Origin of the sequence: Lacticaseibacillus zhaodongensis (assembly GCF_009687905.1) — a bacterium.
Lineage (GTDB): Bacteria > Bacillota > Bacilli > Lactobacillales > Lactobacillaceae > Lacticaseibacillus > Lacticaseibacillus zhaodongensis.
The window spans coordinates 15607-34633 of sequence record NZ_BLBG01000021.1; the positions used below are offsets into that span (position 1 = coordinate 15607).

Annotated in this window: 9 protein-coding genes; 2 read left to right on the forward strand and 7 right to left on the reverse strand. The window is 53.2% G+C overall.

The annotated features are described in order from the left end of the window. Positions 1-31: 31 nt before the first annotated feature. The 4 genes from GN107_RS10160 to brnQ form a co-directional block, all read right to left on the reverse strand. Positions 32-1366: a pilin N-terminal domain-containing protein gene (locus GN107_RS10160; RefSeq protein ID WP_155287754.1), complete on the reverse strand. Its 1335-nt coding sequence runs from the start codon at positions 1364-1366 to the stop codon at positions 32-34. Beyond that, complete coding sequence (locus tag GN107_RS10165) at positions 1359-4772, reverse strand: vWA domain-containing protein (RefSeq protein ID WP_196246326.1); 3414 nt, start codon at positions 4770-4772, stop codon at positions 1359-1361. Before GN107_RS10165 ends, GN107_RS10160 begins: the two co-directional genes overlap by 8 nt. Positions 4773-5108: 336 nt before the next feature. After that, complete coding sequence (locus GN107_RS10170; protein WP_155287752.1) at positions 5109-5453, reverse strand: hypothetical protein; 345 nt, start codon at positions 5451-5453, stop codon at positions 5109-5111. Between the two features lie 410 nt (positions 5454-5863). Continuing rightward, positions 5864-7216, reverse strand: a complete 1353-nt coding sequence (brnQ, locus tag GN107_RS10175) for a branched-chain amino acid transport system II carrier protein (protein ID WP_155287751.1) — start codon at positions 7214-7216, stop codon at positions 5864-5866. A gap of 193 nt (positions 7217-7409) precedes the next feature. Here brnQ and GN107_RS10180 point away from each other — a divergent pair, with 193 nt between their 5' ends. Then, entirely contained in the window at positions 7410-8096 is a 687-nt protein-coding gene (locus tag GN107_RS10180) for a YoaK family protein (protein ID WP_155287750.1), read from the forward strand. Here the strand turns inward: GN107_RS10180 and GN107_RS10185 are convergent. Continuing rightward, positions 8059-8748, reverse strand: a complete 690-nt coding sequence (locus GN107_RS10185; protein ID WP_155287749.1) for a histidine phosphatase family protein — start codon at positions 8746-8748, stop codon at positions 8059-8061. The genes GN107_RS10180 and GN107_RS10185 overlap by 38 nt on opposite strands. A gap of 95 nt (positions 8749-8843) precedes the next feature. Here GN107_RS10185 and GN107_RS10190 point away from each other — a divergent pair, with 95 nt between their 5' ends. Next, positions 8844-9323: a ribonuclease H family protein gene (locus GN107_RS10190; RefSeq protein WP_155287748.1), complete on the forward strand. Its 480-nt coding sequence runs from the start codon at positions 8844-8846 to the stop codon at positions 9321-9323. Between the two features lie 81 nt (positions 9324-9404). Here the strand turns inward: GN107_RS10190 and GN107_RS10195 are convergent, their stop codons facing one another. Beyond that, positions 9405-17381 carry a mucin-binding protein gene (locus tag GN107_RS10195; RefSeq protein ID WP_155287747.1) on the reverse strand — a complete coding sequence of 2659 codons (7977 nt, stop codon included), beginning with the start codon at positions 17379-17381 and terminating at the stop codon, positions 9405-9407. Positions 17382-17648: 267 nt separating this feature from the next. Next, entirely contained in the window at positions 17649-18962 is a 1314-nt protein-coding gene (locus GN107_RS10200) for a mucin-binding protein (protein ID WP_308779616.1), read from the reverse strand. Positions 18963-19027: the final 65 nt, after the last annotated feature.

Here is a 19027-nt window from a genome sequence, read left to right on the forward strand (position 1 = left end):
TTGTCGCCTCGTTCATTTATTTTTTTGGAGCTTAGTGTGCCTGCCGTTTGCGCCATACCACTACCGCTCCGGTCATGAGTGTCAGGCCCAGGATCAAGAGCAGTATGCTTGCTTCATTACCCAATTGTGGGAAGAAACCACCAATTGTTGAGGTGCTATCCCCACCACCAGGAGCTTGACTAGAACCGCTGGTGCCACCACCAGGAGCATTTGTGCCAGGAGTGCCTGACTGTCCTGGCTCACCGGGTTGACCTGGTTCGCCGGGCTTACCCGGTTCAGTTGGTTTGTCGGGATTTCTCATGTAGTTATATACACGGGCTTCAGCAGCCTTGATAATACCTTCACTGAGAATGCCACTGGCGCTTTCAACAATTTTGACACCGTTCACGGTTACAAAGAGTTCCTTGCCGTTCTCGTCGTAATGCCGGGATGGAACGTGCACGTTTATCGGTGTTTCGTCCAAAATGTAGCCAGCCGGTGCCTTTACTTCATAGAAGCGGTAGTCGCCACTCGGAACAAAAATCCCGGGGGTCGCAACTAAGCCGTTCTTGTCGGAAGTAAAGCGGACAACTAACGGATCATTCGCTGGGTCGCTGCTTTCTAACCAGTTGAGTGTCAAAGTATTCGGCTGATCAGCCGCCAGGTAGAGCGTTTTGCCGTCATCACCGATTTTGGTGAAAACAAACTCTGCGCCTTCCAGACGGTGCTTACCGCCTTCCCTGTCGACCCCAAGCTTGAAAAAGTAAGGGTCCCGCGCGTACGCATCGTTCTTTGCGTAAATGTGCAGCGGGTTGATTTCTTGGCCTTGCGCGTTCTTCACACCCATGATCAGCATGAGCGGCTGGGTTTGGGTGATATTGACTTCAACGTCACCGTCCACCGAGCGTTCCAGCAGGTAGTAGGCTTTAAGGTGTCCATTTGCATCCAGACTTGGTAGTCTGATTCGGGCCACTCCATCTTCATTCAATCCGGCATCGTAGGCGGTAATCACACTGCCCACCTTAGTCATCCCCGCGGCCACTTCAGTCGCTGCAGTGTGACTCATGTCGCTGTACTGACTCACGAAGTCGGCAGAACTCTGGTTGGCGGCAATGGATTTGATCAACTGCGGGGTCGCATCATAGACATCGTAAGTGACACCGTTCAAACCCTCAGTTTTGGTCAAAAGCTCCGAGTTCGCGCCAAGCTGCTCACCGTTGTTAGCGTGCTTCGTGCCGTCATTCTGTAGGGTCGGGAACACCCGCTTGTGAATGATGATCTCTGTGTTGCCCCCTGCCCCATGCACGGAATGGGCATCAAGGTTGAGGACAATTAACCCGCACATCACGGCGAGTGCTGCAATTACGTATCGCTTGAGCTTAATCATCGCTAGCACCTCCCCGCTTGTTACGCCGGTCGATCCGGTGCAGTACCAGTGCAAGTACAATCAGGAGCGCCCCAACGAGAATGATGATGCCTGTGCCCATCCCACCGGTCATTGGCAGCTGACCGTCCGCCTGCTTAACGTTCTTGATTGTGATATTGACGTTAATTGCGCCACTATTATCTTCAGCCCATTCAGCTCCGTAGTATTCAGGGTTCAGGTCTGCCAGTGAGTAATCCATTGGTGTAATTGAACCATCATCCTTAACGACCAAGGTGAATGTTCCGGAAGGACGAATGTATCCATCTGGCGCGCTTGTTTCCGTGAACTTGTAAGTTCCAGGTTCAAGCTTGTTGACGAAGATGACTGCGCCACTTTCGTCAGTCTCGATGGGTGCTAATTCCTTACCATCACGAGTAACCGTGAACGTTGATTTAAGAAGTTGAGCACCACTCACATCGGTTTTCTTAAGGGTCATTTTGAATGGAAGTAGCTCGTTAGCTAATTTTTCGTCCTTTAGCTTATCGGTCATGCCCAGCTTGCCTTCTGCGTCAGCAACAACTGAAAAGCTAAATGGTGTCTCAAGTAGCTTGTACCCATCTGGCGCTTCAGTTTCTTTCAAAACATAATCACCAAGCGGCATGTTGTCTAGGTACACCTTACCGGACGAATTGCTCTTCAGCGGCTGCTGTCCAAAAGGGTTACCGTTACGAGTTAGGCTAAATTCAGCACCTGCTAATTCTTTGCCCCCATCTCCTGTCTTAGTAAAGCTGTAGTTCATTGTTTTCAACTTATTCGTCACTGTGATCTTGTTATCCCCCCCTTTGGTCAGGATAACTGGATCACTGTAGGCGGGAGCTTCGTAACCCGGTACAAACGCACCGCCCGTAGCAGTGGTTTCAACAACCCGGTAAGTTACTGGCTGGTTCATTAATTCGACCGGCAGGCTGTTCCAGGTGAGCGTCATTTCATCTGGAGCAGCATCCTTGCTGAGGGCCTTGAACTCCCCGACATTTTCGAAAGCACCACCGTTAGTACTTCGTTGCAACTGGAATCGTAAATCAGCGCGGAGCTGGTATGGTTCGTCAGAATTAAGCTCACCATCACTACCACGCCATTCCTTGACAACTGTCAGCTCCGCGGTCTCTTTAGCGTTACGCACCGACGGAACTGCAAAGTGCAGGTAATCATCAACACTTGCTGTCGTATTATTCTTCAACATTGTGGTTTTGTTGGTTGGATAAAATTGATTGTCACGGTACTCTTCTTTGAGTTTCACCAAGTATTCAAGGCGTAACCCATACTGCGAATCTTCTGTACCGCCCAAATTCAAGTTTTCAACCTTTAACGTTTGGCTATTGTTGGTATTTGGTTCAGTAACCGTTGCGTTATTGATGTACTGTGGATAGTTACCGTTTGAACCTGTAACGGCCAACGTGTTGCCGCTACTTGCATGCTGCAAAGTAAGTCCGTATTTTTTTAAGCTACCCGCAACATAGTCGACAAAATCGCTCATAGGATCAGTGAGTACCGCGCTAACAATTTGCGAAATCTCATTGTAGACTGCTTCATTAAGCTTTTCGATTAACGTTTGCGTATCGCTAACGTCATAGCTACCATCTGGTCCTAAAGCAGTTAACAACCTCTGCGCGTTTTGTTGTTCGCCTGAACCAACATACATTCCGACAGCATATGCACTCAGATCCTTGTAAGCAGGAATGCCGAAGCGGCCATTGATAAACGCGATATTGTTGGTTACTTGCTGAGCTTCATTACCCGAGGTTGTATAAAGGCCGCCCTGCGACAACGTATATCTGCGAAGTCTGTTGTTACTATTATTTGTAATACTTGACGTTGCTCTTCCTAGTGAAGCCGCCACAGCACTATCGTTATGAGTACCAGTATAGGAGCTGCTGGGAGAATAATTTGGCAGTCCATCGGTGATTGTAATTAGAATTTTCTTTGCATCACTACGCGCGCCCATATTCGCGTTATACAGCAAATGTAATCCCGCATCGACACCGATGAAAGTAGGTGTTCTCTGAAGAGTTGCACCTGTTGGAGCATTTGTAAATGCTGGATGACTGGTAATCTCTGAAGCATCCGCAGTATAGCCGCGAAACTGGTTCATGGAATTTTGTGAAAGTCCTCCAAACGATGCAATTTCTGCATATGGGTTCCCATATAACAAAATTCTTTCTTCAGAAGTAAAAGTAGTCATACCCAGTTGTACAGAATTACCGGTACCAAGAATGGCTCTTGAAAAACCTTCTACTGCATTTTGCAACTGTTCCCAGCGTGAAATACGTTCTGGAGTCTCTTCGTTCATACTGCTTGACTTATCTAATACCAACACAACATCAATTTTGGGGAATGTGCGAATCGCATCGCCAATCACATCTAGTTGAACTTTAAATTCGTTTTCATTTCCCGTTGGCTGAACGCTCTTCTTGGTGTAGACGTTGTACTTTTCAGAAGCACTTTCTCCACCGGTGTAGTGGTGGTAGCCATTCGCAAATGCATCACTACCATTCAGAATACTTGAAACAATTGGCCGCGCTACGGAGCCATCCGTCTTGGTGTAATTGTAGTTCCGTACGTTATCGCTACTGCCGCCGATGTGCTGGTCGGTGTAATGCTGCGGGTACTCACCGTCAGCAAACTTACCGTATTTGAACACATCGTTAGCTGAAGAGTTGCCAACCCGTGCGTGTGCTGCGCTGGCTGCCCCTTTTGTCAGGAGTTGTGCAATTGGGGTATGCCCTTCTGAAGCAACTGCTGGCTGTTTTTCTTGTTTAGTTGGTTCTTGATTGTTTGTTTTATCTTTGGTTGCCGTTGTTTCCTGCTGGTCACCGTTTTCCACCAGCTCTGGCTTCTGCACGTTGACCGTTGTGTCGGTTTCGACAACATCCTCAGCTGGTTGTTCCTCTGCTGACAGTTCCGGTGCGGTGACAACGTGGTTTTCCGCATCCGTGCCTTGTAAGAGATCCACTGTCTGCACACCCATCAGTTCGCTGTCGAGCTGCACCCAAACGTGTAATTCCTGCACGCCCTGGTCAGTCGTAACGATTAGCTTGCCTTGGTCATGCGTTGCGGCTGGGTCTTCACGGAACCATTCGTCAGTATCTTTTTTTTGTTCAATATCGCCATCTTTGCGTTGGACAGTACCCGTACCGTCAGCGGCGGTAGCGAGTTTGAACCTGATTGCCCGCGTGCTGGCGTCACTTGGTGCGTACTTGGCATAATCTAGCGTCCATTCGATGACATCATCCTTGACTTCGGCCGTTACGCCCACCCTTGCAAAATCGTTGTCCAGAATAACTTTTTCATCCTGAGCCATGACTGCGGAGGTAGGACTGATGGCAAAAATGCCTTGAACCTGCATCAACATCAGTGCCAGAATCGCCACGCACTTCCATATCTTGCGCATGGTGTTCCTCCTCTCGGATTCCAAGGGGCACCGTTCGCCCCTTAAACCTGTGTGGCCATCCTAGTTAACGTAAAGACCACTCCTTTCTACATAACCTGTTAACAATGTACCCCATAACCTAAATCTAAAACATTGCCACGCCTTATCCAAGCAATTACAAAAATGTTTTTGCCATAAGCAACGTTCTTTATTCAGGAATGCCTTTGCGATGCGGGTTAAGCGCTAACATTTATTTTGCAAAAATACAATAAAAAAACACCCGCAAAATGTTTTTACGGGTGAAAAGTAAGCAAAATTAGTTAAATTCGCGCAGCTTTAGTCGTCAACGACCGCGGTACTCTTCTTGTCGAGGTACCACTGCTCAAGTGATGGCTGGGGCTTACCAGATTCATCAAAGGTCAGGCCGAGTGCTTTGATCAGCCCGATCATGTTGCCCCGCCGCCGTGCGACGACACCTTCAAGCAGTTCATCACTGTGCAGAGATGAGTTCTCCGTCATGAAGCCATTAATGTCGGCAATGAAACCCGTCCGGTCGAGCTGTGCAATCACATCCAGACCGTCAGTACGGAAATGCTTAACGTAGAAGCGGCCGAAGTTGTTAACAGCCGTATCCTGTGCCGCTTCGCTTAACTGGTCGAAGCTAATGTTATTCTCTGGCATGGTTTTCCTCCCAAAATTTCGTCTATTCTATGCTCTTCAATCTTAGGGCCGGGCCCGCAATTGTGCAAGCTGAATTATCTTAGCGCACATGGCAGCCCTACTGCTGGACGATCAATCTAGGTTTTACCTCTATATCAGCCTCCGTCCAAAAGTCCAGGGCCGCGGGCGCCTTTATGCAGCGGAGGTACGGGGTTGTTCCATGCCATCGCAACAAATTGCGGCTAGACTGCGGTTTATGCAGGCTTGCCGCTATTTGTTGGGGGAAGCGCACGGACAACAAGGTGAGCCGGAGGCGAGCGTTGGCCGCCAGCTTAGCGGCAAGACTTGCCGGGCTTGCAAGGCTTGAACGCGACCCTGTGCATGGAGCTACCCCGTAACGCAGCGGAATAAAGGTGCCCGCTGCCCGGCCCTTAAGCCGCTGCTTCGCGCCGCCGCCGCACGATGCCCGCAATAAACACGGACACGCAGAACGCCGCTAGCGCTGGCACCGTCCAGCCGAGGCCTAAACTGAAGCCCGGCAGGTAAGCGCCCATGTGCAGCAGGTTTTTGATCAAGCCAATGTGCATGCTCTGCGGCAAAGCGTTGAGACCGTCCAGAATCGCGGGAATGGTCGTCACCGTGATTGTGATAACGTATACGAGCTGTTCATCGCCAAAAGTCCGGGCCAGGAGTCCCAGCAGGATCAGCACGATGGCAATCGGGTACAGGAAGTAGAGGAAGGGCTGCGAGATCGCAATCGTCGCGTTCAGGCCCACGTTTGCCAGCAGCAGCGGAATGACCGTTGCCACCAGAATGAGAAACTGGTAGTTCAGTTTCGGGAAGAGTTCCTTGAACATGTCCCCGAAGGCCGTGATGAGCCCGACACCCGTTTTGAGGCAGGCCAGAACGACGATGATCGCGGTCAAGACGCTGCCCAGCGTGCCAAAATAGTAGTGCGCGATTTGGGCGATGATGACCCCACCGTTGCTAGCGCGGTCGAATTCACCGAGTGCGGTCAAGCCCATGTAAGCCAGAACGGAGTAGAGGATCGCCATGAGCACCGCCGCAATGATGCCGGCGCGGATGGTGTTGCTAGCGATGGCACTCGGTTTGGTGACGCCAAGGTCCATGATCGAGCGCACGACAACGACCCCGAAGGCCAGACTGGCCAGCGCGTCCATGGTCATGTAACCATTCGTGAACCCTGTCAGCAGGGGCGCAGCTTTATAGGTGCCAACCGCCGCAGCGTGGGTGCCGCCCATGGGGAAGAGCACCACGAACAGCAGCAGTAACACCAAAGTGACGAGGAAGGCGGGTGTCAGGATTTTGCCGATGTACACCATCACCCGCCCCGGCTTGCGGGCCAGCAGCCACGCGACGAAGAAGAAGACGGTGGAGAACACCGCGAGCGTCAGGTGATCGTACTTAGCCGGAATGAAGGGCTGAATGCCAATCGAATAAGAAATCGTGGCCAGCCGCGGCGTCGCGAACAGCGGCCCGATGCCTAGGTACAAGATGACGGTGAAGACGAGGCCAAAAGTCTTACCGACCTTCTTCGCGAGCCCGTATGCGCCGTCCGTCTTGCTCATCCCGATCGCGGCAACCCCGAGTAAGGGCAGCCCGACGCCGGAGATCAAGAAACCAATCACTGCGGGAATCAGGTTGCGGCCCGCATTCTGGCCCAGGAAGACGGGGAAAATTAAGTTGCCGGCGCCAAAGAACATTCCGAACAGCATCGTGCCGATGAGGAAGAGGTTCCGCCGTGATAGGTGATTCTTGTCCATGTTGACCTCCAAAATAAGCTTACGTGACAAAATTACTTACGTCACAGTGTACCACCGCCAAGACAATCCCCGCCAGCCTGGAAGCTGGTGGTCGTGGTAAAATAGGGTTTTAAAGTTCGGGGTGGACCTCCACGTAAGAGTTAGGCCTCCCGAACGGACAATTTTGGTTACCCATACGAAAGGACACATCGGCATGACGCAAATCTACCCCATCACTGAACGTCTCCCCACCGGCATGTTCCTCGCCGCAACGGCTGGCGCGCTGGACGCATATACATATCTCGACCACGGCGGCGTGTTTGCCGGCCTGCAGACCGGGAACATGATCCTCATGGGTATCAACCTCGGCCGCGGCGACTGGGCGCAAGTGCTGACGCACCTGATTCCCTTCCTCGTCTTCGCAATCGGAACCGCCATTATCCGCAGCTTGCAGCACGCACTGAGCGACACCGCAGCACTGCGGCGGCGGGCGACCATCGTCCTGTTCTTTGAAGCGGGCATGGCCCTTGTGACCACGATCATCGCGCCGGTGCTACCGGATGTTGCCGCCAGCTCGCTGGTTGCCATCATCGCGGCTGCGCAACTCCAGGAATTCCGGCGGCTGCGCGGTAAGCCCTTCATGTCGATCATGATGACCGGGAACCTGCGGACCGCCGCGGAGGGCCTCTATGACGCGATTGCTAAGCACGACAAGGGCGCGTTGCTGCGGGCCGGCGACGCCAGTGCCACCATCATCGCGTTGATTATCGGTGCGACCCTGTCCGCCACCTCCACGCACTTTCTCGGCAGCCGCGGCATCATTTTCGCCGTTGTGCCCCTCGCCGGCGCGATCATCTACATGCTTACTGCTGAGCCGCTAAACCCCGCTTCAAGTAAGTGAGGTTGTCGATATCAACGACCTGGAATTCGCCGCGGTCGTAGTAAACCGTGCTGAGGCTGACGTTGTGCAACATCTCCAGCCCCTCAACACCCTTACCGGCCGCCGTCAGCCACATCAATAGCGCCGTCCCGTGGCTCACCACCATGGTCCGCAGCGCACCGGTCTGCTCGGCGTGTTCGGCGATGCCGCGCAGGGCGTCGTCCAGCCGCTTCACGACCATCGCCGCATCCTCAGCGGTGTTCGGGGTTTGATCCGCGTTCATCACGCGGGTCTTGTCCGCAATCTGCTCTAGCGTGTAGCGGCCCGTCGCAATCGCGTTCTTGAAGTTCGGTACGCCGAGCGCATCGCGAGCGTAGTCGTCGACCAGCCAGCCTTCATAGTGGCCGTAGTTTTCTTCGCGCAGCCCCTCGTCAATTTTGACCGCTTGCTTATCGCCCATGCCCTGCAAAACGAGCTTGGCGGTGTCACTAGCGCGCGTCAGGTCGCTGGCGTAAACCGCATCGTACTCCTTGCCGGCTAACGCCAGGCCGCGGCCAAGCGCAATGGCATTCTGCTTGCCGGCGGGGGTCAATTCCGAATTGGCCATTCCCTGTACCCGGCGTTCCTCGTTGAACACGGTGCGGCCGTGCCGCACTAAATCGATTTCAATCATAACAGTTTTCCTCACTTTCGCGCCGCGGCGGAATTTTGCACATCCCGGCGTGGCCACTCCTACAGCTATTCTAACAGACCGGAAAGGACATAAAAATGACGAGTATCGAAGTTTACACCGATGGCGGCAACCGCAACCACGGCAACTACGCCGGCGGCAGCGTCAAAAGCACCGACCCGAGCGCCTGGGCCGCCCTCCTGATTTACGGTGAGCACGAGAAGATGCTCAGCGACGGCGAGTTCGGCCGCACTAACAACTACATGGAGATCATGGCCGTCATCCAGGGTCTGCGCGCACTCAAACGCACGGACATCCCCGTCAATGTTTACTCCGACTCCGCCTACGTCATCAACACCATGCAGCAAAAGTGGTACGTCAAGTGGCGCCAAAACAACTGGCATAAGGGTAGCAAGGTCGTCAAGAACGCCACCCTCTGGCAGCAGCTGCTTCAGGAAGTCGATCGTTTCGATGACCTCACCTGGAACAAGGTAAAGGGCCACGCCACCAACAAGAACAACAACCGCGTCGACGCAGCGCTGAACAAAACGATGGACCGGCTGGAAGCTAATCGCTAGCACCGGCCGCGCCGTCAGCGCACGCCAAAAGGGACCTCTCCGCAGTGGAGAAGTCCCTTTTTCGTGAATCTGGCTAGGCAATTAATCTTCACCGTTACGGCGTTTCTTACCGAAGCCCAGTAGAGCGAAGAAACCGGCAATTGCGAGGCCAAGTGCGGACAAGCCGCTGTTCTTGGCGTCACCAGTTTGTGGCAGTTGCTGTTCAGCCTTACCAGCGGCATTCTTGGCAGTGCTGCCACTAGTTGCGGGCAGGTTCTGCTGCTCGTTCGTGGCATTTTGCTTGTCACCACTACCGGTTTCACCGCCGAAGGTATCTGGCAGCTGACCAATATCCGTACCATCAGCGCCATTTGTTTCTGGCGTGTTTGTCGGGGTGTCAGTGCCGCCATCCGTGTCTGGCAGTTCGCCTTCAGGGGTGGTGTCCGTTGGCGTCCCATCGTCGCCGCCAGGGGTGATCGTGCCGCCGTTGTCCGGCGCTGGCGTTGTGGAAACTGGCTCAGGCATCTCGACCTTCGTCCAGACCTGCTTACCCGGTCCGAGTGCGACTGGCCGGTAAGTGACGGTGACCGTGGCGTTCGTGCTGCCGTAGTGCACCGTAGTGGCCGGTACCACGATCGTGTCGGCAGCGTAGCCTTTAAGGTTTGGCGTGTAGACCTCTGCAAAATCACCACTAGTTGGCGTTGCCGGGGTGCTGCTAATTACCTGACCGGTGACCTTATCCACGGTGACTGTCCGCGTGAAGTCTACTTGCTGGACTACTGGTGCAGGCGCTTGTGTGCCACCGTCCGCTACCACGTAGTTGATCGTGCGGGTAACGCTGGTCTTGAGCTGCTGCGTGCTGGTCCCATGCTGCAGGTGAATGGTGAAGGTCTGAGTTGTTGCATCATCCGCATCGTAGGTGGTTCCGCTCTGGAAGCCATTGCTTACCAGTTCGTAACCCTTGTCGGTGTAGTTCTTAATACCCGCCGCAGCATCGTAGTCAATCACGGTTCCGGTGTTACCCCGCAGGTTATCGGTGTGGAGCCACTGGTGCGTGGTGTCATCGAAGTAGACCATTGCCGCGTGCTGCGCGTCGCCATCCGTGTTGTCGTAGTACTTATCCGGTGTGGTTGATGGTGCTTCTGGCACCTCAGTCTTAACCTGTGGATTGGTCTCCGGAATTCCGACTTGCCAGTAAGTTACTGTCTCAGTTGTGTTCGCATCGCCGAACTGAACCGTCTTAGCCGCAACATTTGGCTTATCAACCATGTAGCCATCAAATTGCTCTGACGGAACGGCTGCAAAATCTGCGGAACTTGGCGTTGGCTTGGTTACGGAAATGGTGGCACCCGTTACCGCATCCTTAACGGTTGTCTGGCTGAACCTAGCAGTCTGGGTGACTGCTTCCGGCGCCGCCAAATCGCCACTCTTGACCACGTAATTGATGGTCCGGGTAACTTGAGTCGTGACCGTGTTTTGCGTGGTGCCGTGGATCAGGTGGATGGTGATCGTCTGGGTAGTCGTGTCATCATCGTCGTACTTAGTTGGGGTGTCAAAGCCGTTACTTACCAGCTCGTAACCCTTGTCCGTGTAGTTCTTAATGCCAGTTGCAGAATCGTAGGTGATATCAGTGTTGTAAGCACCGGTGACTTTTTCTGTCGCCAACGTCTGCTTAGTTGTGTCGTCAATGTAGACCACGTTGGCCTTTTGCGCACCAACTGGCGTGTAGGTGACGGTGACCGTGGAGTTCTTGTCGCCAAAGTGAACGGCGGTCGCGGTGACTGTTGACTTGTCAACATTGTAGCCATCGAGGTGTTCTGAGGTGACAGCGTCCAGGGTGACGCTGGCTGGCGTTGCCACAGTCTTACTAAGAGTCTTCCCAGTGACATTATCCACGGTCGCGGTCTGCGTGAAGGTCGCGGTTTGCACAACTGCTTGTGGTGCTGGCGCGTTGCCATCACTGACCACGTAGTTAATGGTCCGGGTAATTGGTGTCGTCACGGTTTTGAAGCTTGTACCGTGAATCAGGTGAATGTAAACCGTCTGGGTAGTCGTGTCGTCATCATCGTACTTGGTTGGTGTGTCAAAGCCGTTGCTTACCAGCTCATAGCCCTTGTCCGCGTACTCCTTGATGCCAGTAGCAGCATCGTAAGTGATGTTGGTGTTGTAGGCGCCAGTGACTTCTTCTGTTGCCAGCGTCTGCTTGGTCGTGTCGTCAATGTAGACCACATTGGCCTTTTGCGCACCAACTGGCGTGTAGGTGACGGTGACCGTGGAGCTCTTGTCGCCAAAGTGAATATCGGTCGCGGTGACTGTTGACTTGTCAACATTGTAGCCGTCGAGGTGGTCCGAGGTGACAGCGTCCAGGGTGACGCTGGCTGGCGTTGCCACAGTCTTACTAAGAGTCTTCCCAGTGACATTATCCACGGTCGCGGTCTGCGTGAAGGTCGCGGTTTGCACAACTGCTTGTGGTGCTGGCGCGTTGCCATCACTGACCACGTAGTTAATGGTCCGGGTGATTGGTGTCGTCACGGTTTTGAAGCTTGTACCGTGAATCAGGTGAATGTAAACCGTCTGGTTAGTCGTGTCGTCATCATCGTACTTGGTTGGTGTGTCAAAGCCGTTGCTTACCAGCTCATAGCCCTTGTCCGCGTAGTTCTTGATGCCAGTAGCGGAATCGTAGGCGATGTTGGTGTTGTAGGCGCCAGTGACTTCTTCTGTCGCCAACGTCTGCTTGGTCGTGTCGTCAATGTAGACCACATTGGCCTTTTGTGCACCAACTGGCGTGTAGGTGACAGTAACCGTGGAACTCTTGTCGCCAAAGTGAACGTCAGTCGCGGCAACTGTTGACTTGTCAACATTGTAGCCGTCAATGTGGTCCGAGTTGACAGCGTCCAGGGGGACACTGGTTGGCGTTGCATCGGCAGTGCTGAGAACAGCTTTAGTCACCGCATCCAGCGTTTGCAGCTGGGTGAAGGTCGCCGTCTGCACAACTGCTTGTGGCGCCGCCGCGTTGCCGTCACTGACCACGTAGTTAATGGTCCGGGTGATTGGTGTAGTCACGGTCTTGGTGACCGTGCCGTGAGTCAGGTGAATGTAAACCTTCTGGGTAGTCGTGTCGTCATCGTCGTACTTGCTTGGCGTGTCGAACCCGTTGCTTACTAGCTCGTAACCCTTGTCCGTGTATACCTTGATTCCATCCGCGGAGTTGTAGGTGATATCTGTATTGTAAGCACCCGTCAAGTCTTCGGTGGCAAGCTGTGTGTTGGTCTTGTCATCAACATAAACCACCTGAGCGTTTTGTGCACCAACTGGCGTGTAGGTGACGGTGACCGTGGAGTTAGCATCGGTAGGCGCAACTGTAGCAGCCGCAACGCTTGCAGTATCTGCAACGTAACCGGACAGATGTGGTGTCCCAACTGCAGCAAAGCTGCCACCAGTTGGCATATTCGTCGTCTTAGTGGTGCTGGTAACGTTGTCGGTGACTGCTGTCTGCGTGAACTCTACCTTTTGGATCAAAGCATCCGGCGCGGTCGCATTACCATCACTGACCACGTAGTTGATGGTCCGAGTAACGGTGATGGTCTTCTTAGTCGTTGTTGTCCCGTGCTTCAGGTGAATCGTGAAATTCTGATCGGTAGCCTCATCGTCATCGTAAGTTTCCGTTGGGTCGTAATCGTTGCTGACAACTTCGTAGCCCTTGTCGGTGTACTTCTTGATGCCAGCGGTCACATCGTAACTAATCACATCGCCGGGATTACCAGTCAGCAGATCCGTTGCGAGCGCGTGCTGCTCAGTATCGTCAACGTAGAGAACGGTTGCATTCTGCTTGACCGCCTTATGGTAGGTCAGGGTCACGGTGTCTTTAGTCAGCTTGCCCGTGGTCTTGTCGAAGCCCGCGTCACCCGTCTCTAGTGGCACACTTGCAGCCGTCAGTGTGTAACCATCAATGCTTGCGACCAAACCCAGATCATTCAGGTCGTACGCAGCCGTGCCCGCTTCCGCGTTGACCGTGACGTATCCGCGGCCATCGGGGTGAATTTGCGTACCAGTTTCATCAACATATTTAACGGTCAGCGGCAGCTGTGCCCGGGTGTAGAAGAAGGTGTAATTACCAGGCTGATCACCAATTGTTTGGTTAACGGTCGCTGTCCCAATCACGGTGTAGCCAGGAATCGTGAGCGCAGTCAGGGGTTGACTCGTGCCAACGTAAGCTGGTTTGGTCGTCGTTGGTTCATGCAAATCAGTAACCTTACCGGAATCATCCTTGAACTGGTAGTGCACGGTGATGGTGTTCGTCGCGGGTGCAAAGTAAAGGTTAATGAACTGACTCTGCGCGTTGGTAACCGTGTAACTCTTCACATTGCTGCTATTAGCGGTGTATCCAGGAATCGTCGTGTACTTGCTGTCAGTCAGGGGGATGACATCGCCCAGTTGACCGGTGATGTTTTCAGACTTGATGGTCTCCCCAGTCAATTCGTTGACATAAGTAATGCCGATTTGAATGGTCGTCTTGTCATATACAAAAGTGACGGACTGGTTGTTGTCATCAATGTAAGTGAAGTCCTGTGTCTTCACTTTAGGCGTGTAACCACCGATTGTTTGTGCAGGGATGGTAATTTTGTCACCAATATTTCCTTTGAGCGTCTGACTCGGAGCAATCTTGTTGCCATCGCCATCAACATAGTTAACCGTTACCTGCCGCTGGGTCTTGATCTGCGTTGGCAGCTGGTTGATTTGAGCGGCGAAAATTTTGCCGTCCGCACCGTCTGCATACGAGTAGGCCGTCGCGTTGGCAGTAGTGTCAGTGTTGCCAGTATCTGCCACCTTGACCGGCATCTGCACCGTCAGCGCGGTCGCGGGTTCAAGGCTTGGGCTCTGAACAAGGATACTGCGGACCGTACTCCAGTCGGTAATTGCACTTGCATCCTGGAAGCCGCTCAGTTGATCAGCGGTTAGTGCGGTCCCCTTGGTTACGTCGTACTTCTGGGTACTGTACTTGATAGTGGTCCCTGCGGCCGGAGTTGCGCCACCGGTCAACTGCAGAGTGTATGCCGCCCCATCTGCTGTCGTTGGCAGGGTCACCATGGTCGTGTAATCACTAAGTGGCACCGTGGTCCCGTTGTAAACGTACGCCCGGATATTCCCGGTATCAGTTCCGGCGTCCGGGTAGAAGGTTGCAATGCCCTGATCATCAACGGCATAGCTCTGCTCACCATCGGCCTTGACCCCATTGCTGAGATAAAGCGTGGTTGGCACGGAAACCTTCCAAACGGTATTGGTAGTGTCCTTACCAACGTAGAACTGATCAATGCCAAGCGCCTTCGCGTCTGCCGCAATTGCACTTTCGTTGTTAGCGGCCACGGCGTCAACGGTTTTGACATCTCCAGCCCCGCTCTTCCAATTGGCAACATCCATCTGGTTGTTCGGTAGCCCGATCAGCACCTTGTCACTATCACCAGCAGCAAGGGTTGGGTCATCGCCAACAACCACGTCAGAGTTAACCTTTAAGTTGACCACGATCCCCGCGGTTCCGTACCCAACAGTAGCTTTGTTGTAGCGCCCATCAGCGCTCAGGTTAGTCGCGTCACCGGCAGGAACCGCAATTTTGAGATACTGACTACCGTCTGCTTCAGTGATCACGCTGGTATTTTCATTGTACTTGTTAGTACTTTCAAAAGTCGTGTGGTCAGGCAGCCGCACGTAAATAACCGCCCCTTCATCCAGGATCGGGTATGCACTGTGGAAGTAATTGTAGAATGGGTGCACCTCAAAACTAATTGAATCACCACCCTGAACTGTGGATCCCGTTGCAGTTTCCGAAGTGTAGGTCTGATAAATCGTGTGGTCGGTGGTTATGGTAAGACCGTAATTTTTATCGTCTGTACCCTTCAATACACCATTATCAGTTGCGTATGCATAGTCGTACACAATTGGATACTTAATCGTTCCTGCTGTGGCTGCGTCTACTGTCAAGCTAGGATCGATTGCCACAGTCCCAAAGGATGAGTTGACCATCTTGGTAATTTTGACCACGTACTGCTTGATGGTGCCATTCGTGCTTGGTGACCAAATGCCAGAACCATTGCCGTCATAATTAAGTGCACTCAGAGAACTGGTTGCCAAAACGTTACCATCCGCATCAAGGGCACTTACAGTCCCATCGAAGCCCCGATCGCGCTGCGCAACATCCGCGCTAACTGTGATTGCTTTAGAACTAAGGCCATCAGGTACGTGCACGGTCCACTCACCGTCGAGGTCAGCCGACGTGTTTTTGACAACGTTTAGTGCGTGACTGCCGTTGACGTTGTACTGACCAACATCTTGCTGTGAAACGTAAACCACTTCTTTTTGGCCACCACTAGTCCAGTATGTCTCGCTAGCCTTCTCGACGTTCACGGACATTGGTGTCTTAGCTTGGTGAGTGATATTCCCTTGTTTGGTGCTGATGGTTGTTGTAGGTGCCGCCGTAGCAGTAACCTTACTGCTACCCGTTGTCATTTTGCCGACAAAGTAAGTGTTCGTCGGAATAGCGCCACCGTTTCCGTAAACACCGGAACCAATGTTGTTCAGACCGGCCGCCGTTGCTTTAGCAATGTCTAATTTAGCAATTACATCTTGGCCAACTCCAGCTTGTGAAAAATCAAAAATTGAGCTGTTATTACGCTCAAGCTGCATTTTCTCAGTCTCTTCTTCATCCAGTTCATAGCCATCTGGAACCGGGATGGTGAAGGTGTAGTCATTGACATCAGTCAGTGGAATCCGGTCATCGTAGCCCACACCAATTGAGGTTGCAAAGTCTTCGCCAACGGAAACCTGCTTGGACCCACTGCCACCCGCAGAGAAGTCTGTGATCTCGCCATTAGTAACATCGCGCAACGCGTTCTTAACGTTCATGGTCACCGTCTGTTTAGGATCACCGTTAAGAGCAACGGTCAGTGCGCCACTGTCGGTACCGGTAGCCTGCTCAGCGCGTTCACTGACTTCAATCGAAAAGCTCAGGTTAGTATTGTCGTTTGTTGCCGTGTAGCTAATGCTTGATTTATCCGCCGCCACAGCGTTGGTGAGTCCATTCACAGTGTCGGTCCGTGAAATCGTCTTAAAATCGGGCGCCGTAATTGTAATCACGTCGTCCTTCTTGATGTTCGTCGCGTCAACCGTGATGGTGTGCACATTCGGCGTCCCGTCCGCAGGCTTAACATCAACATAACCAGTGTATGAATCATCGGTTGTGGTGGTCGTGGTCGAGCCATCTACCCGCAGTGAAATCGTCTGCGTTTCGCCATCCGCGTCTAGCAGCGTCTTGTACTCAACTTTAGGGGCGGCCGTTGCGTTCTGCTTGTCCTTAGTAGTACTTGAAGCAGCGGTCGTGTTATCTGTCTGTGCGGCCGCAGTGTTGGCAGTAGCTGTACTGGTGGCCGTGCCATCCGTTTGTGCTCCCGTAGTACTTTCAGTAGCGTCCGCGTCGGTACCTGTCTGTGTGTCCGTAGCGGGCGTCGTTGCTTGCGCAGTTTCCGCTGTCGCGGTCTTCACAGCAGCGGCTTGGGCTGGCGCTGTGGTGGTAGTCGTGTCGGCGGCAGTTGCATCCTTAGTGCTAGTCGTATCCGCGGCGGGTGTATCTTTTGCAACCGGCACTGCGCTGTAGTGGACCGTCACGTCACCAGTAGTTGTCCCATCTGCGGCAGCTACTTCCTGCGTATCTGGCGTCTGACCACTAATCGTTGGTGCGCTAACAGCCACAAAATTATTAGTGCCCAGAAGATGCCAAGTTCCCTGCGCGTCTTCGCTCAGGGTATTAGTTTGCACAACATCGGGGCTGACGGTCTGCCCGGCCGCGTCGACAAAATGAATTGTCCGCGTGACCGTCTTGGTGACGACCTTGTCCGGTTGACTAGTATTCGCGGCGGTTTGCGTGTTGGCGGCTGGATCATCAGTTGCGGCAAAGGTACTGTGTAGCTGTCCAGTCATCGTGGTCAGCGTGAAGGTCGCTACGGCAACGCCCGCGATAATCCACCCGTGCTTAGCTTTGTACATCCGGTAATGAATTTTGCGTTCGATTCCATTCTGATTTCTAATCATCGTTATACCCCCGTGTTATTTTTATCTATTCAAGTGGCAATTGTTCTACTTCTTAATTATTGGCCACATGCTGTCCTAAGCGGTATCAATTTGCCCTAGCAATAATTTTTGCGCCTGCAAAATAAGATTAATATTCTTAAGCTTTGCATAAGGCTCACACTATGGTCCTTGACCAGCACATCGGCGCAAAGCCCCGACAGCACAGCAAAAAGCCCCTCCTTTGCGGAAGGGCTCCCCTATGCTGTGCAGTCAATTATCTGTCGATTCTTAGTCGTGCCGCCGCTGTTTACCTAAGCCCAGTAGGCCGAAGAAGGTAGCGATTGCGAGACCAATTGCTAAAAGAGCATTGTTATTTTCATCCCCAGTTTGTGGCAATTGTTGCTGGGTCTTGCCGCGTCCACTGACAGGATTGCTGCCACCAGTTGCGGGCAGTGTCTGTTGCGTAGCCGCGACATTTTGCTTGGCGTTGCTGCCGGCCATACCTCCACAAGTATCTGGCAGGTGGCCAATGTCCGAATCATCCCCGCCGTTAGTCTCCGGCGTGATGGTTGGCGTGTTGCCATTTGTGTCTGGCAACTGGTCTTCAGGAGTTGTGCTTGTTGGCGTACCGGTCTCGCTACCAGTAGGTCCACCATCGGGAGTGGTTGTGCCACCATTGTCTGGAATCGGCGTTGGCGTTGTGGAAACAGGTTCTGGCATCTCGACCTTCGTCCAGACCTGCTTGCCTGGTCCGAGTGCGACTGGCCGGTAGGTAACAGTCAGCACAGTATTTGCGCTGCCATAGTGAACACTAGCCGTTGGGACCACGATCACGTCAGCCGCGTAATCGGGGATGTTTGGCGTGTAGACCTCTGCAAAATCACCACTAGTTGGCGTTGCCGGGGTGCTGCTAATTACCTGACCGGTGACCTTATCCACGGTCAGCGTCCGGGTAAAGTCCACCTGCTGAACGACCGGTGCAGAAGCTGCCTTGCCACCGTCCGCGACCACATAGTTGATGGTCCGAGTGACACTGCTGGTAACCGGGCTGGTCATCGTTCCGTGAACTAGGTGAATCGTGTAGGTCTGAGTTGTGGCATCATCCGCATCGTAGGTGGCCCCGCTCTGGAAGCCGTTGCTTACCAGTTCGTAACCCTTGTCGGTGTAGGTTTTAATGCCCGCCGCAGCACCATACTTGATTGCGGTCCCGGTGTTACCCCGCAGATTGTCGGTGTGGAGCCACTGGTGCGTGGTGTCATCGAAGTAAACGATTGCCGCGTGCTGGGCGTCACCATCCGTGTTGTCGTAGTACTTATCTGGGGTGGTCGATGGTGCTTCTGGCACCTCCGTCTTAACCTGTGGATCAGTCTCCGGTACCAGGGCTGGCCGGTAAGTAACCGTCACGGTCGTGTTAGCGGCACCGGCGGATACAGTCAGCGCGGGTACAGTCAGCGTGGCGGTCCCGTAGCCTTTAAGGACTGGGGACTTTTGGGCCGCTAAGGTCGCGGTCGCCGGACTAAACTGCGTGCTGGCGATTTGCTTGCCGGTCACATTATCCGTGATGACGGTCTGGGTGAAGTCAGCATTTTGATCCTGGATTATTCATAGAATTTCAAAAAAGCAGCGCAATCCCACGATTCACACGGGACTGCGCTGCTTTGGTGTTT

Excerpts from the sequence above, each read along its gene's own strand:
- GN107_RS10185 (WP_155287749.1), bottom strand. The coding sequence starts at position 8,748 with ATGATTGAAATCGATTTAGTGCGGCACGGCCGCACCGTGTTCAACGAG.
- brnQ (WP_155287751.1), bottom strand. The coding sequence starts at position 7,216 with ATGGACAAGAATCACCTATCACGGCGGAACCTCTTCCTCATCGGCACG.
- GN107_RS10180 (WP_155287750.1), top strand. The coding sequence starts at position 7,410 with ATGACGCAAATCTACCCCATCACTGAACGTCTCCCCACCGGCATGTTC.
- GN107_RS10195 (WP_155287747.1), bottom strand. The coding sequence starts at position 17,381 with ATGATTAGAAATCAGAATGGAATCGAACGCAAAATTCATTACCGGATG.
- GN107_RS10190 (WP_155287748.1), top strand. The coding sequence starts at position 8,844 with ATGACGAGTATCGAAGTTTACACCGATGGCGGCAACCGCAACCACGGC.
- GN107_RS10160 (WP_155287754.1), bottom strand. The coding sequence starts at position 1,366 with ATGATTAAGCTCAAGCGATACGTAATTGCAGCACTCGCCGTGATGTGC.
- GN107_RS10170 (WP_155287752.1), bottom strand. The coding sequence starts at position 5,453 with ATGCCAGAGAATAACATTAGCTTCGACCAGTTAAGCGAAGCGGCACAG.